This is a genomic window from Carnobacteriaceae bacterium zg-84, assembly GCA_013874835.1.
Lineage (GTDB): Bacteria > Bacillota > Bacilli > Lactobacillales > Aerococcaceae > WM01.
This window is the reverse complement of record CP059430.1, coordinates 1,354,890-1,371,387: the sequence shown is the minus strand read 5'-3', so window position 1 is coordinate 1,371,387 and position 16,498 is coordinate 1,354,890. Positions and strand designations below refer to the sequence as shown.

General features: G+C 31.7%; 13 protein-coding genes and 1 tRNA gene. 11 read left to right on the top strand and 3 right to left on the bottom strand.

Annotated elements, in window-relative coordinates:
• Position 1: 1 nt before the first annotated feature.
• From pcp to H1220_06435, 3 genes are all read left to right on the top strand, one after another.
• On the top strand, positions 2-649 hold the full coding sequence (pcp, locus tag H1220_06445; protein QMI85355.1) for a pyroglutamyl-peptidase I: 648 nt from the start codon (positions 2-4) through the stop codon (positions 647-649).
• A gap of 122 nt (positions 650-771) precedes the next feature.
• Positions 772-2,100: an HlyC/CorC family transporter gene (locus H1220_06440; protein ID QMI85354.1), complete on the top strand. Its 1,329-nt coding sequence runs from the start codon at positions 772-774 to the stop codon at positions 2,098-2,100.
• A 66-nt stretch (positions 2,101-2,166) separates the two neighbouring features.
• A complete protein-coding gene (locus H1220_06435; protein ID QMI85353.1) occupies positions 2,167-2,886 on the top strand; it encodes a DUF554 domain-containing protein in 720 nt (239 codons plus the stop codon).
• An 838-nt stretch (positions 2,887-3,724) separates the two neighbouring features.
• On the opposite strand, the gene yidC is transcribed toward H1220_06435, so the two are convergent.
• Positions 3,725-4,639: a membrane protein insertase YidC gene (yidC, locus tag H1220_06430; protein QMI85352.1), complete on the bottom strand. Its 915-nt coding sequence runs from the start codon at positions 4,637-4,639 to the stop codon at positions 3,725-3,727.
• 107 nt (positions 4,640-4,746) lie between these two features.
• Here yidC and H1220_06425 point away from each other — a divergent pair, with 107 nt between their 5' ends.
• From H1220_06425 to H1220_06410, 4 genes are all read left to right on the top strand, one after another.
• Positions 4,747-6,915, top strand: a complete 2,169-nt coding sequence (locus tag H1220_06425) for a DNA translocase FtsK (GenBank protein ID QMI85351.1) — start codon at positions 4,747-4,749, stop codon at positions 6,913-6,915.
• Positions 6,916-7,141: 226 nt separating this feature from the next.
• Entirely contained in the window at positions 7,142-8,374 is a 1,233-nt protein-coding gene (locus H1220_06420) for a glycosyltransferase family 4 protein (protein ID QMI85350.1), read from the top strand.
• Positions 8,367-8,849: a Cys-tRNA(Pro) deacylase gene (ybaK, locus tag H1220_06415; protein QMI85349.1), complete on the top strand. Its 483-nt coding sequence runs from the start codon at positions 8,367-8,369 to the stop codon at positions 8,847-8,849. Before H1220_06420 ends, ybaK begins: the two co-directional genes overlap by 8 nt.
• Before the next feature lie 38 nt (positions 8,850-8,887).
• Positions 8,888-8,970, top strand: a tRNA-Leu gene (locus H1220_06410).
• A gap of 144 nt (positions 8,971-9,114) precedes the next feature.
• Here the strand turns inward: H1220_06410 and H1220_06405 are convergent.
• Positions 9,115-10,092: an ISL3 family transposase gene (locus tag H1220_06405; GenBank protein QMI86681.1), complete on the bottom strand. Its 978-nt coding sequence runs from the start codon at positions 10,090-10,092 to the stop codon at positions 9,115-9,117.
• Positions 10,077-10,514 (bottom strand): transposase family protein, encoded by a 438-nt coding sequence (locus H1220_06400; protein ID QMI85348.1) that lies wholly within the window; start codon positions 10,512-10,514, stop codon positions 10,077-10,079. Before H1220_06400 ends, H1220_06405 begins: the two co-directional genes overlap by 16 nt.
• 240 nt (positions 10,515-10,754) lie before the next feature.
• On the opposite strand from H1220_06400, the gene H1220_06395 reads away from it, so the two are divergent.
• The 4 genes from H1220_06395 (at position 10,755) to cas2 (ending at position 16,497) form a co-directional block, all read left to right on the top strand.
• The gene (locus H1220_06395) at positions 10,755-10,910 is read left to right on the top strand and encodes a hypothetical protein (protein QMI85347.1); all 156 of its coding nucleotides are present in this window, start codon (positions 10,755-10,757) and stop codon (positions 10,908-10,910) included.
• Between the two features lie 342 nt (positions 10,911-11,252).
• Positions 11,253-15,302, top strand: a complete 4,050-nt coding sequence (cas9, locus tag H1220_06390; protein ID QMI85346.1) for a type II CRISPR RNA-guided endonuclease Cas9 — start codon at positions 11,253-11,255, stop codon at positions 15,300-15,302.
• Positions 15,302-16,168 (top strand): type II CRISPR-associated endonuclease Cas1, encoded by an 867-nt coding sequence (gene cas1, locus H1220_06385; GenBank protein QMI85345.1) that lies wholly within the window; start codon positions 15,302-15,304, stop codon positions 16,166-16,168. Before cas9 ends, cas1 begins: the two co-directional genes overlap by 1 nt.
• Positions 16,165-16,497 (top strand): CRISPR-associated endonuclease Cas2, encoded by a 333-nt coding sequence (gene cas2, locus H1220_06380; protein ID QMI85344.1) that lies wholly within the window; start codon positions 16,165-16,167, stop codon positions 16,495-16,497. The genes cas1 and cas2 overlap by 4 nt, the downstream gene beginning before the upstream one ends.
• Position 16,498 lies beyond the last annotated feature (1 nt).

Sequence of the window (16,498 nt, the reverse complement as noted above, 5' to 3'; positions counted from 1 at the left end):
GATGAAAATTTTAGTGACAGGATTTGATCCATTCGGCGGTGAAACAATCAATCCAGCGTGGGAAGCTGTGAAACAGTTACCAGAAACATTAAATGGTGCAACTATTAAAAAAATACAAATTCCAACAGTGTTTCATGATTCAGCAGATGTTGTTTTTAAAGAGATCGATACATTTTCTCCAGATGTGGTATTGTGTATTGGGCAAGCGGGCGGACGTGTTGGGGTCACGCCTGAAAGAGTTGCTATTAATGTTGATGATGCACGCATACCAGATAATAACGGCAAACAACCGATTGATGTGTGTATTCAACCAGACGGTGAACCAGCATATTTTTCAACTTTACCGATAAAAGCAATGGTCAATAATATGAAAAAAGAAGGCGTTCCGTCAAGTGTATCAAATTCAGCAGGTACATTTGTGTGTAATCATATTATGTACCAAGTATTGTACTATTTGTCTAAACATTATCCAGAAAGTCAAGGTGGATTTATTCATGTGCCGTTTATTCCAACGCAAGTGGTGGATAAACCAACAGAGCCGTCTATGTCTTTAGACGATATTGTAAAAGGATTAACATCATCATTAAAAACGATTGTAGACTACCATGGAAAAAATGACGATAAATTAGTTGGTGGGCAAACTCATTAATGTGTAAAAGGTTTCTAGTTTTTGTGCTAGGAACCTTTTGCTATAAGGTAATACTTGATTTATACTTTAAATTTGATAAAATATTAACATATAATCTATAAAACGAAAGAAGGAAAGTACACATGAGCGATGGTTCGTTACCCGCCCAGATACTACTTATTATTATTTTAACAGCGATAAACGCACTATTTTCAGCGACAGAGTTAGCGTATGTATCGTTAAATGTCATGAAAATGAAGCAACTTGAAATAGAGGGCAATAAAAAGGCAGAAAAAGTGATGCGATTATTAGATAATTCGGATGACTTTTTAGCGACAATTCAAGTTGTGATTACATTTGCAGGATTTCTATCGAGTGGTTCTGCCTCACTTAGTTTTACAAAATTGATTGAACCATATTTGGTGAGTTTTGCTGGTGAGTTTGGTGTGACATTGTCTGTTTTAATCGTGACTGTCATTTTATCATATTTAACACTTGTGTTGGGGGAATTGTATCCAAAACAAGTTGCGCTACAAATGCCTGAAAAAATAGCATTGTCAACAGCAGGTTTTGTGATGTTGACACAAAAATTTTTCAAACCATTTGTTCGCTTATTGTCATTTTCAACAGGTGTTTTGAAAAAAATTACACCGATTGAATTTAAAAACGAAGAGGAAAAATTAACACGTAGCGAAATGAAAGCATTATTAGACAATAGTCGTAATGATGGTGCGATTGACTTAGAAGAGTTTTCTATGATGCAAGGGGTACTATCTCTTGATACGAAATTAGCACGTGAAGTAATGGTACCTAGAACAGATACATTTATGATTGATATTGAAGATGATATGAATGATATATGGACATCTATTTTAGATAATTCTTATTCTCGTATTCCTGTTTATGAGGGTGACAAAGATATGGTCATTGGTATCTTGCATGTAAAAGATATTTTAAAAACAGCTAAAGTAACGGGATTTGATAGCCTTAATCTTCGTGATTTAATGAATGATGATCCATTATTTGTACCGTCTACTATTTTTATAGATGATTTATTACTAGCTTTTAGAAAAGAACGTCAACACATGGCTATCTTAAAAGATGAGTATGGTGGTGTTGAAGGGATTGTGACAATGGAAGACTTAATTGAAGAAATTGTCGGGGAAATTGAAGATGAATCTGATGAAGAAGCAGATTTATATAAAAAATTATCACATCGTGTCTATAATATAGACGGAATTATGCCGATTGATAAATTTAATGATGTTTTCCATTTAAATATTGAATCTGAAGAAATGGATACAATGGCAGGATTTGTTTTAGAACAACTTGGCTATTTACCAGAAGATGATGAAAAAGATGTACGAGTTGACTTAGAATCATGTATTTTAAAACCCGTACATATTGAAAACGGACGTATCCGAAGTATCAATGTTATTTTAAAAGATAAAATTGAAATTGAGGTTGACTAAAAAACCTTGACACATTGGCTAGCCGATGTGTCAAGGTTTTGATTTTAGAAGTGATGGGAGATATATATGGTAGGAATTGGAACAATCATCAATGCGATTTCAGTTTTGTTAGGGGGTGGAATAGGACTTCTTCTAGGAAATCGTCTACCCGAAAGCATACAAAAAATATTAACACAAGCAATGGGACTATCTGTTTTATTTATTAGTGTTGCAGGTGCTATGTCACACATGCTTGTATTAACAGATAAAGCACTTTTGACAAAAGGAGGTATGCTAATCACGATTTCCTTAGCCCTAGGTGCTATACTTGGTGAATGGATAGATATTGAACGACACATTGTCTTATTTGGTGAGAAAATTAAACAAAAAGTCGGGAATACGCAAGATAATTTATTTGTTGAAGGATTTGTTACAGCCAGTTTTACCATTTGTATTGGTGCAATGGCTATTGTAGGGTCTATTCAAGACGGATTACTGCACGATCCAACGATGCTATTTACAAAATCTGTTTTAGACGGTGTTATTTTAATTGTCTTTGCATCGGTATATGGAATAGGTGCTATTTTTTCTATCATACCTCTTGTATTGTGGCAAGGTATAATTACGTTGTGTTCAAGTTTAGTGCAACAGTTTTTAACACCTACTATGATAGATAGCATTTCGTTAGTAGGGTCTTTACTGATTTTTTGTGTTGGTGCTAATTTATTTTTTAATATGAAAATAAAAGTAGCAAATCTTTTACCGTCACTTATTTTTGCGATTATTTTAGTGCATGTCATTGGATAATGGTATTTTTAAGAATGTAAGAAGACTATTGAAACAAAAGGGGAGGGTGAGTTATCATAAGTCAAATTACTGAATATTAAAGGGTTTTCCATATAAAATATAAATTTTTTAAGAGTTGTTTAGTTTTAGTAACGCTATTTTTGGGATTTAGTCAAATGAATAGTACTTTTGCGGAAAATACAACTAAGGATATTTTAACTGAAAAAGTTGACAGTCGAGATAAAACAAAAAAATTATCAGGTGCTTTTTTTGATGTACTTACCCAAAAATGAAAAAGTAATATATATTATTGTTTTTAATTTTTGAAAGTTTATACTTGTAGACTCTTAAACTTTTTTGGTGTCCGAATAGTTCGCTTTTTAATTTATTTCTTTGCTATTTTTATGAGTAAGTCAGTTAATGTATAAAATTGTTTAATAAGTATTTTTTATTTGTTCATGTTCTTCTTGTGTAACATTGCAGCTTATTGTTTTATTTCTTAATCGTCCTGTTGTAACCTCCTTTTTATGATGATACATGACTTATAAATAGAGTAGATGAACGTTCGCTTATCGTCCTAATTTGAAAAAGTGCTAAGACTTTAATCATTTCAGAAATTTTATAATCAATTTATAACTGCGGTTATTAAATTGATTACTTCAGTTATCAAAGTTTTTTTGTCTTTTATTAAGTCTTTTTTAGGTGTACAGTTTTTTCTTTCACTTATACTTATATGACTAATTTAGGTTTAAGATAAGGTGAAAAAAGCAAAGAGAATTTAACATGATTTATGATAGAACTAAAAACCGGAACGAATGTATGTTATCATTCGTTCCGGTTTTGTATATTCATATTATTTTTAGCGTTTTTGCTGTTTGCCCTCATTACGACGTACTTTTTGTGTTGGGGCTGTTGTTACTTGTTTTGTGTGAACAGAGGTTGTTACGTCTTTTCTTTTTGGGAAATGAATAGGATTTTCTTCCATATCTTTTTTAATATCTTCTTTAATTTTTGGTTTTAACACTAATGAAATGTATAAACTTGTTAAACAGCTAAAGATACCACTGACGGTCCAATATAATGCAGCACCGGCAGGTAATGATAACCCAAATATTAAGTTAATTAAAGGTGTGGTAAATAGAACAGCTTTATTCATTTGTTTTTGTTCTTCAGTCATACCAATTTGTGAAATGTATCCTTGGATTAAATAAAAAGCGGATGACAAGATACAGAATAACCAGCTAGGTGTTGCTAAAGAAACACCTAAGAACGTATCGTTTAAAATTTCAGTTGATGAAATTGTTGCAAAGTATAATGCTGAGAAAATAGGCATTTGAATGAATAGTGGTAAACATCCACTGGCACTTACGAATTGAATACCTGCTGCTTTTTGTAATGCAGCTTGCTCTTGACGTAGACGTGCTTGTTCTTCAAAAGTTTTTGCTTGTCGCATTTCTTCTGTTATTGCTTGCATTTGTGGTCTAATATACGCCATTCTCTCTTGTTGAATGGTATTTGTTTTCATCATGTTGATATTTAAAGGTGTAATCGCAATACGTACTAATATGGTAACAGCAATAATACCTAGCCCATAACTACCGACTGTATTTCCAAAAATACCTGCAAACCAGAAAATAAGTTGTTCCATAGGTCGACCGAGTACGTCCCAAATAAAACCTGTTGGAGCACCACTTGTATCACGACCTACACATCCTGATAAGATTAAAACGAGTGTCAAAGTTACCAAGATACGTATCCATTTTTTTTCTTTCATATGTTCATTCCTTTTTTTAAATTTACTAGAAGATTATACCCTATTTTATACGAAGTTTCAAAAATATGATATAATAAAGCAAAAATAATAAATATGGAGGCAGAGCAGTGGCTAAGAAAAGAAACAAAACAAAAAAGAAGCAAACATTTAAGTTAGAGTATATATCCATTGCTTTACTATTTGTCTGTTTATTTGCTGTTTTTTCATTCGGTTTTATCGGTGTTTTTTTTGCTAATATTATCCGTTTATTTGTTGGTGATACGTACCGATTTGTGTCTATTTTGTTGATTATTTATGCAATTTATATGCTATTTAAACGAACACCCTCAATTCCGATGACAAAAAAGCAAATGATTGCCAGTTGTGTATTTACAATTATAATTCTTGTGTTTTTTGAATATTTAGGATTTGCAAACCGTACTAATCTTATGTCAGACACATGGAAAGCTATCTCAACTGATTTATTCAGCAATCAATTAAAACAAGCGACCGGTGGCGGTATGATTGGAGCTGTTTTAGCGAATATATTTACGTTTTTATTTGGTGAAATTGGGACATATTTAATACTGCTCCTTTTATTAGGTATCACTTTAGTATTAGTAAGTGGAAAAACGATTTCTGATTTTATTGATATGGCGCAGCATACTAGAACAAAAGTGCAAAAAACGCAAATAAAACTACCAAAATCAGTAAAAGAGGTCAAAGAAGATATAGATAGCGTGCTATATATTGAAGAAGACGATAAACCAGCCGTTGAAAATATAGAGCCGATTGTTATAAATAGTTTCCAGCCCGAACCAGACGTGATTGACCCGGTAGTAGAAGAAGTGGTTGAAAAAGAAGTAACATTTTCTGTATCAAAAGAAGATTCGCACTATGAATTACCTCCAGTAACATTATTAAATCGTGTAGAACCAGTTGATCAATCGAGTGAGCATGAATTAATAAAAAGAAATATTCGTATTTTAGAAGATACATTTAAAAGTTTTGGTGTCAATGCACGTGTTATTTCTGCTAATTTAGGTCCGTCTGTGACAAAATTTGAAGTACAGCCAGCTGTTGGTGTGAAAGTCAGTAAAATTGTGAGTTTAACAGATGATTTGGCGTTAGCCTTGGCAGCAAAAGATATTCGTATTGAAGCACCGATTCCTGGAAAATCATTTGTAGGTATTGAAGTACCGAATCAAACCACAAGTATGGTTTCTTTCAGAGAAATTATTGAAGGTAATATTGATTCTAAATCAAAACTAGAAGTCCCACTTGGAAGAGATATTTCAGGAAATATTCGTATGGCTGACTTATCAAAAATGCCACATTTACTTGTTGCTGGTGCTACGGGTAGTGGAAAATCTGTGGCGATTAACGGCATGATTACAAGTATTTTGATGAAAGCCAAACCAAGTGAAGTGAAACTGATGATGATTGACCCTAAAAAAGTAGAGTTAAATGTCTATAATGGCATTCCTCATTTATTAACTCCAGTTGTCACAAATCCACGCCGTGCTGCACAAGCATTGCAAAAAGTTGTCTTGGAAATGGAAAGACGCTATGAATTATTTGCTCAAACAGGTATGCGTAATATTATTGGGTATAATGAACAAGTTGATGAATTTAATGAAACAGCTGATGAACCCATGGAGAAAATGCCGTACATTGTTGTGATTGTAGATGAGTTAGCTGATTTGATGATGGTGGCAAGTAATGAAGTAGAATCAGCCATTATCCGATTAGCGCAAATGGCACGTGCAGCAGGAATTCATATGGTTTTAGCGACACAAAGACCAAGTGTAGATGTTATTACTGGATTGATAAAAGCCAACGTACCTAGTCGAATGGCATTTGCCGTATCTAGTAGTATTGATTCTCGTACGATTATTGATAGTAACGGTGCTGAAAAACTACTCGGAAAAGGTGATATGCTATTTCAACCAATGGGAGAAAATAAACCAATTCGTGTACAAGGTGCGTTCTTATCTGATTCTGAAGTTGAAAAAATAGTAGAATTTGTTAAAAATCAACAAGAGGCAAATTATGTCGAAGACATGATTCCAACAGATGAACCGGTATCACAAGGAGAACCAGAAGACGAATTATTTACTGAAGTTGTAGAATTCTTGAAAGAACAAGAGTTTATTAGTGTATCTATGTTACAACGTCGTTTTAGAATTGGCTTTAACCGTGCGGCGAGATTGATGGATGAATTAGAAGCCAAAGGACATGTTGGTGCGGCTGAGGGAACAAAACCACGACGTGTATTAATTAATACAGAAGTATAACACAAAATAGTATTTAAACAGAAAGGCTTGAAATCAATTTGCTGATTTTAAGCCTTTTTGTGTTATTGATTTAAATACTATTTTTTAATCATGGGTTGCCATATCTGATACTAGTTGATTTGAAAAACTATGTATTGCAATAAATGTATCCTAATAATTAACGCTTGATTGTCGACTTTGAAAAGAGTAGAATAAAAAGAACAATATATTTAACGTGGAGAATATTATGAAAATTGCGATGTTTACAGATTCGTACTTTCCTCAAGTAAGTGGGGTAGCGACATCAATTAAAATTTTAAGTGAAGAATTAGAAAAAATGGGTCATGACGTCACAATTTTTACGACGACAGATCCCCATGTCGATGAGAATGAGAATAATGACAAAATTGTTCGGATTGCTAGTGTGCCGTTTATTTTCTTTACAGATAGACGTTTAGTCATTGGTGGAATGAATAAAGCTTATAAAATTGCGAAAGAAAAGCAATTTGATATTGTGCATACGCATACAGAATTTGGCATGGGACTTATTGGCAAATATGTGGCATATCGATTAAAAATTCCAACAGTTCACACTTATCATACCATGTATGAAAAATATTTACATTATATTGCTAATGGTTATTTAGTTAGACATAGCCATGTTCGTTTTTTATCTCATTCATTTTGTAACCACACGTCAGGTGTGATAGCTCCGGGCCCACAAATTTTTGAGATTTTAAAAGGCTATGATATTGAAACGGATATTCAAATTATTCCAACGGGTGTACCAATCCCAGAAAAAGTTACTTCTGTTAGAACAAATATTAGACAAGCATTAGGTTTATCTGATGAACATCTTGTGTTATTATCTTTATCTCGATTGGCAAAAGAAAAGAGCTTAGATAAAATTATAGATGCTTTCCCACATGTTTTAGTACAATATCCAAATGCTAGATTAGTATTTGTTGGAGATGGACCTGCTAGAAAATCATTGGAAGAACAAGTAAGTGAATTATCTCTGCAAGATACGGTTATCTTTGTCGGCGAAATTCAAAATGATGATGTGTATAAATATTACCAAATGTCTGATATTTATGTGAATGCATCTGAATCTGAAACACAAGGGCTAACGTATTTAGAGTCTTTAGTCAATGGCTTACCTGTTATTGCAAAACGTAATGATTATTTATCTGGTATCATTACGAATGAAAGTTTAGGATGTTTATATGAAGACACATCACAATTAGCCAAAGCAGTCATTGATTATGTACCTATTTTAAACGAAACTCAAAAATTATCTAATGAAGAAAAAGAAGCATTGTCTTATAATGTATCAGCAGATAAATTTGGGAAAGCTGTTGAGGCGTTTTATTATCAAGCCGTTGAAAGTTATAAAGAAAAACGAACGAATGAAGAAAATCCAAAATCAAGTATTTTAAATCGTTTGTCCTTTGGAAAGTGGTTCGATAAAGATGAGTAAAAAACTACTTAAAACAAATGCTCTTAGACAATTAGACCAAAAAAAGATTGCTTATACAGTTCATACATATGAATGGGATGAACAGCATATCGGGGGTAGACATATTCTTGAACAATTCAAGGATAAAAGTGAACGCATTTACAAAACGATTGTTTTAGTTGGAAAAAGTGGTGCCTTATATGTTTGTGTTGTGCCGATAACAAGTGAACTTGATTTAAAACAAGTAGCGCATGTGTGTAAAGAAAAAAGTGTGACATTATTACCTTTAGACATGCTTGAAAAACAAACAGGATATATTCGTGGAGGCTGCTCGCCAGTAGGCATGAAAAAACAATTACCTACGTTTTTCGATACAAGTGTTCAAAATTATGATACAATAGTCGTATCTGCTGGTAAAAGAGGGTATCAAATGGAATTGACCCCCGCAGATTTAATGAATGTTACCAATGGGATACTTTCTCATTTAATACAATAAATACAGGTTTTGCATGCGTGACGCATGCAAAACAAAACGCAGTCGTGGTGGAATGGCAGACACGCTATCTTGAGGGGGTAGTGAGAGTATTCTCGTGTGGGTTCGAGTCCCATCGACTGCATTTTTTTAATGTTTTATAAAATAGTTAAATCTGAGAAATGACTTTATATAGCCTTTTTTTTAGTTTTGGGGATATTAAAAAAATGGCTCTTCGTCAAATTGTGTTGGTGGAGAGAAATAGTGAGTATGTTGGTAGTGAATGGCATTAACCATTCACTACCTTTTTCACATTCTTTTTCTGCCACTGAGAATGGTGTTGTATGATTAAAATACGCAATCTAAAATAAGAAAAACGTCTGTAGCCATAGGCAATCCGTTTGATGACTTTAATATGATTGTTGATAGCTTCTGTGATACCGTTTGAATAAGGTGTGGTAAAAGCTTGATAAATACCATTCTGATAGGTTTTAAAAATATCAAATTTCTTTCTAAACCACTCTGGTAATGACGGGTCAATATGATGAATAACCTCCATAAATGACTCAAAATCTCGCTGTCTATAAGCATATCTCAACTCTTGTACAAACTCATATGCTTGTTTTAAAACAGGACTATAGTCTAATAATCTATCCAGGATTTGTGCGTGTGTCAGATATGTTTTAAAGGATTGGTGATAGTGATAGTCTGTATCATTTACATCAAAGGCATCTTTTAATAATAATTTCCAGTATTTCTTTAAGTGTTTATAAGCCTTTTCTTCTTTTTTAAAGGTGTTCATTTCTTTTATACGTAGTGTATTTAAATTCCGATGTATATGTTGTATGATATGAAATCTATCTGTGACAATAACGGCATTAGGAAAAACCTTCTGAATAAGTTTGCCATAATTGGCATTCATATCCATAACAAGATAGCGAACGCTATGTCTTGCTTTTTTAGAAAATTGTTTAAAATAAGTGATTAAATGGTCTAATTGGCGACTAGGTAACACATCAATAATACGGTGCGTCAATCCGTCTACACAGATAAAACTCATCTTCCCTAAATGAGATGTCACAGACTTAAATTCGTCGATACATAGTACCTTAGGTAGATAATGAAAAGACGGTTTAACTTGTTTTGTATATTTATCTAAGACACGTTGTACGGTCACATCAGATACAAAGTGGTCTTGGCAGATATGTTTTCTTGAAATATTTTTCGTTAAATCAAGTGCAATAAGTTGTTTTAATTCTTTAGAAATACAAAATGTTTATCGACTAAAGAACACGAAGAAGAACAGGTTTTTAGACACGTTTTACAGCGATAACGGGTTCTTTTAAGAAGTAAAACAGTTTTGATTTGTCTAAACTTTGGTAATAATGTTTTCGTTTGATATGTCCCATGTTTGATGAGTGTTTTAGCATGACAATGTGGACAGGTGTGGCAAGGCTTTGTCCAAGTACCTTTAATAAAGTGGTGTGGAATACCATTTATTGTTTTTTCTTCTAACCAATGTTCATCAGCTATGAAAGATTTATCTGTTAATGTCAATAATTTTTTTGTATAATAATCCATGAGAAATACCTCCTTGTTTAATTGTGGTGATTTAATCATACAGGTATTTCTCTTTTTTTGTCCACTTTTATATACAAAATCGTGTTGGTGGATTATTCCCACCAACACGATTTATTATAGAGCCGTTATTTATTAAGATGTGTTTGGCAAAAATAGACTATATTTACTAGAAGATATATTGTTAAAATATTTTTTATCTATTTTTCATAAAGCTCTTTTTTATTTCATTATCAAGATAACAAGTCATTATTGTCATCATGATTACTGATAGAGTATAATGAATAAAACATAATAAAATAGTCAAATTGGAATGGTTATGAGCAAGTAAAAATGAATAGGGAGGTAAGTATGAAAAAAGATTATATTATGAAGAAAGAATATGTTACAAAAAAAGGGAATAATATAACCTTTACCATAAGAAAAACAACAACAGAAGAAAAACTAAAAACTTTAGTAGGTTTAACGGGTGTTGGATTGTTAATATGGTGGCTCTTTTTCGAATAATGAAATGAAAAATATACTGATTGTTATGAATATGATATAATGACTTTAAAAACGATTCAAAATATTAGTCGTAGAGAAGAAACTGAAAAAAGTCTTTTTGTTTATGGCTAAATACTTTTTGTATACAGAAGAAAGATTTAATAGTAATGAACGAAATATACACTGGTGTGAAAACGTTTTAAAACGTAATGAAAATAAAAAAGTGCCGGAACGGCACACAAATTTGTTAAAGGACAAAGCCTTATTTTAACTCGCTATGTTGTTTTGAATGGTTAAACAATGTTATTTTAACAGGTTTTGTTAAAAATGTAAAGCGTTTTACTTAAAAATAGGAGGGGTTTTATGGCAAAAAAATATTCAATAGGTTTAGATATTGGAGTAGGTTCTGTCGGTTATGCTGTTGTGACGGATAATTATAAAGTACCTTTTAAAAGAATAAAAGTTTTAGGGAATACAGATAAGAAGTATGTGAAAAAAAGTTTGATGGGTTCTTCTTTATTTGAACCGGCTGAAACAGCAGCAGAAAGAAGAATACATCGAACAACAAGACGTAGATATAACAGACGTCGTAACCGTTTGTTGTATTTACAAGATATTTTTTCGGAAGAGATGATGAAAGTAGATAAAAACTTTTTTTATCGTTTAAGTGAAAGTTTTTTGCAAGAAGATGATAAAAAATTATCGGAATCTAAATATCCGATTTTTGCAACATTGGAAGAAGAAATCAGCTATCACAATACATTTAAAACTATTTATCATCTTAGAGAGTATTTAGCTAATACGAATGACAAAGCAGACTTACGCCTTGTTTATTTAGCAATTGCACATATTCTGAAATACCGTGGACATTTTCTTATTGAAGGTTCACTTGATGTATCTAATATAACCGTTAAAGAGAATTTTGAAGTATTTTTATTAGAGTACGAAGAACATTTTGGAAGTTTAAATAAAATAAATGAGCATTTATATGAAGAGGAATTGACACGTAAACTCAGACAAAGTAAAAAAGTAGAGAATATTATGAAACTTTTTCCAGATGAGTTGTCAAAAAGTGCTTTGAAATATTTTGTTAAGTTGATTATTGGTAATAAAGTAGATTTTAAAACAGTATTCAAACTAACAGAAAAATTTGACCTACAATTTTCAAGTGAAACTTATGAAGAAGAAGTAGAAGCTCTTTTAGCAATTATTGGTTTAGAGTATGAGCCTTTATTTGAGTATGCTAAAAAAGTTTATGAGTCGATATTATTATTTGATATTTTAAGAGATAGTCCCTTAGATTCTAATGCACCGCTATCTTCTAGTATGGTTGTGAAGTATCATGAACACCATCAAGACTTAAAAGATTTAAAACAGTTCTTTAAATTATATCTTCCTGATAAATATGGTGTGATGTTCAAAGATAAAAGTCAACAAGGATATGCAGGATATATTTCTGGTGAACATAAAAAAGTTGGTTCCACATTTACATCTACGGCTAAACCTGTTTCTCAAGAAGCCTTTTATAATTTTACAAAAGCTCTCATTGGGAAAATTCCAGAGGGGCAGATATTTATTGATAAAATAGAAAGTCAAACATTCCTTAATAAGCAACGGACTTATGCCAATGGGGTTATTCCTTATCAAATTCATTTAAGAGAGTTAGAGGCTATTTTAGAAAGTCAAGGAAAGCATTATCCATTTTTGAAAGACAACGCCGACAAAATCAAACAAATATTAACGTTTAGAATCCCTTACTATGTAGGCCCTCTAGCAAATGGACAAAGTGAGTTTGCTTGGTTGTCTAGAAAATCAAACGAACCTATTCGTCCTTGGAATTTTGAAGAAATTGTCAATGAAGAAGAATCTGCGAAACGATTTATTGAAAAAATGACACTATTTGATACATATTTACCTGATTGCCGTGTTTTACCTAAACATAGTTTAATTTATGAAAAATATATGGTATTTAATGAATTAACAAAAGTTAGATTCCAATTTAATGGAGGTCAATGGACTTACTTATCGACACAAGACAAACAGAAAATATTTGATGCATTATTTAAAAAATATAGAAAAGTCACTTATAAACAGTTGATTCGTTTTATGGAAAATGAATTGCAGTTTTATGATTTTAAATTGAAAAATGTACAAAATGATGCAGCGTTTAATGCATCGTATGGTACATATATAGACTTGTTAAAAGTTTTTTCTAAAGATTTTTTAGATGATGTGAAAAATGAAGAACTTATTGAAAATGTGATTCATATTTTAACTATTTTTGATGATCGAAAAATGATTGAAAAACAGTTATTTGATTTAGGTATACTTGATGATGCGATAATTAAAAAATTATCTCGTAAGAAATTTACTGGGTGGGGACGTTTGTCAAAAACATTATTACATGGGATACGAAATAAAGAAAACGGAAAAACGATTTTAGATTATTTGATAGATGATGAATTAAATAATCGTAATTTCATGCAGTTAATCCGTGATGCATCATTGTCATTTAAAGAGGAAATTGAAAAAGCACAAGTACAACAATTAGAGTTAGATAATAATGAAGAACTTGTTGCCTCTCTTTCAGGTAGTCCAGCAATTAAGAAAGGTATTTTACAAAGTCTTAAAATTGTTGATGAAATTATTCGTGTTATGGGAAATCAATTACCAGAAAATATTGTGATTGAAATGGCAAAAGAGCATCAAACAACGAAAAAAGGAAAAGATAATTCAAAAAAAAGATATGAAACGATTGAAAAAGGTCTGAATGATTTAGGAAGTGAGTTATTAAAACAAGAGCCTGTTTTGGATAATCAATTATTACAAAAAGAGAAACTATTTTTATATTATTTGCAAAATGGAAAAGATTTATACACTGGTAAGGATTTAGACATAAACTTTTTATCACAGTACCATGTTGATCATATTGTGCCAAGAAGTTTTATTAAAGATGATTCAGTTGATAATAAAGTATTAACTTCAGCTAAAGAAAATGCTAAAAAAACAAATGAGGTACTTGATTTAGACATCGTGAGAAAAGAAAGTTTGTTTTGGAAAAAATTGCATGAAGTAGGTTTAATAAGTGATAAAAAATTAAGTCGTTTAATGAAGCAGGAATTGACAGTTGAAGATAAAATGCGATTTATTCAACGACAAATTGTGGAAACACGTCAAATTACAAAACACGTTGCGCGTTTATTAGATGATAAATTTAATAAAGAGATAGATAATGACGGTAGAAAAATAAGACGCGTAAAAGTGATGACGGTTCACGCTAATATTGTTTCTCGTTTTAGACGAGAATTAAAGTTGTATAAGTTAAGAGAAGTTAATCCATATCATCACGCTCATGATGCTTACTTATTAACAGTAGTAGCCGATGTATTGTTGAAACTTTATCCTCAAATGGAAAAAGAATTGGTATATGGCAGTTATATCAAACACGGTACTTTTGACCAAAATGGAATGAAAGCAACTCAAAGACATGCAATGTATGATAAAATCCTCTCCTTTATGCAGAAAGAAAGACTTGTGGATACATTAACTGGTGAAGTTGTTTGGGATAAGGAACGTATGAAAGAGAAGTTAGGGCATGTGATATATAGCATGCCGGTAACAGTGACGAAAAAAACGGAGATTCAAACTGGAAGGTTGTATAAAGAATCAAATAAGCCGGCGGGATATAACAATAAGTTGATTGATAGAAAACAACATTTAAATGCTGCGAGATACGGTGGTTTTATTGAGCCTACAGAAGCCTATGCTGTTTTTGTGAAGTATGTGGATCAATCTAAAAAGAAACCAAAAGAATTGTCTGAAATGATTAGTATTAAATTACTTGATAGATCAGAGTTTGAAAAAGATGAAAGAGCCTATTTAATGTCTTTAGGTTTTAATAATATTAAAACGTGGTTTATTTTGCCTAAATATAGTTTATTTGAATTTGAGAATGGTGTACGTCGATTGCTATCTAGTGTGGATGAATTGCACAAAGGCAACTATTTTCGTTTAGATTATCAACTAACAGAATTGTTGTATCATGCTAAAAAATTAAGTAGTCCTGTCGTTGATAGTGAAGATACATATAGTTTGGGAAAAAATAGACAGCTGTTTGATGTATTATTTGAACGAGTGGTAGAATTTAATCAATATATTTTAGCAGATAAAGTAGTTAATGAGTTAAAATGTTTATACGAAGAAAATAAAAATAGCGATATTGAAACGATTGCGAAATCTTTTGTAAACTTACTGACATTTACGTCGTTTGGAGCACCTACTGCTTTTACATTTTTCGATAAAAGTATCAAAAGATTCAGATATAAATCTACAACAAAATGTAAGACTGCAATACTGATTCATCAATCTGTTACAGGTTTATACGAAACACGTATTGATTTAGGAGCATTGTAATGGGATGGCGAACAGTTGTTGTCAATACACACTCGAAACTAGCGTATAAAAATAATCATTTAGTCTTTAAAGATGCCTATAAAACAGAAATGATTCATTTATCTGAAATTGATATTCTATTACTTGAAACAACGGACATACTGTTGACAACTATGTTAATTAAACGATTAGTCGATGAGAATATTCTTGTCATTTTCTGTGATGATAAACGATTACCAACAGCTCATTTAGTACCATTTTATGCAAAGCACGATTCTAGTTTACAGTTGTCCAAACAAGTAATGTGGGAACAAGATGTGAAAGCACGTGTTTGGACAAAAATTATTTCTCAAAAAATATTGAATCAGTTTCTTTTACTAAATGACTTTGGTTTTTGTGAAAAAGCGAATCATGTTTTAAAGTTACTAGATGAATTAGAATTGTATGACCCTACAAATAGAGAAGGGCATGTGGCTAGATTTTATTTTAATACACTATTTGGCTATTCGTTTACTCGTGATGATAATAATGATATAAATGCGGCTTTAGACTATGGATATACGTTATTGTTGAGTATGTTTTCTCGCGAGATTGTTGTCTGTGGGTGCATGACACAATTTGGGTTAAAACATGCTAATCAGTTTAATCATTTTAATTTGGCGAGTGATATCATGGAGCCGTTTAGACCGATTATTGATAGAATTGTCTATGAAAATAAAGACAGACCTTTTCAAGATATTAAGCGACATTTATTTTCTATTTTTTCGGATACATTTGAATACAATAATAAGGAAATGTATTTAACGAATATTGTTAAAGAATATACAAAAAAGGTCATTAAAGCATTAAGCAATGGAGGAGAAGGAGTTCCTGTGTTTAGGATATGAGTTATCGGTATATGCGTATGATTTTAATGTTTGATATGCCAACAGAAACAGCTGACGAAAGAAAAGCATATCGTAAGTTTAGGAAATTTTTGATTGATGAAGGATTTATTATGCATCAATTTTCAGTATATAGTAAATTATTGTTAAATCATTCAGCTAGTACAGCAATGATTGCAAGATTGAATGAGAATAATCCAAAAGAAGGAAATATCACTATTTTAACCGTAACAGAAAAGCAATTTTCTAAAATGATTTATTTATGCGGTGAAAGAGATGTTTCTGTTGCTCATTCGGATTCTAGGCTAATTGTATTGGGAGAGGAAATATAAT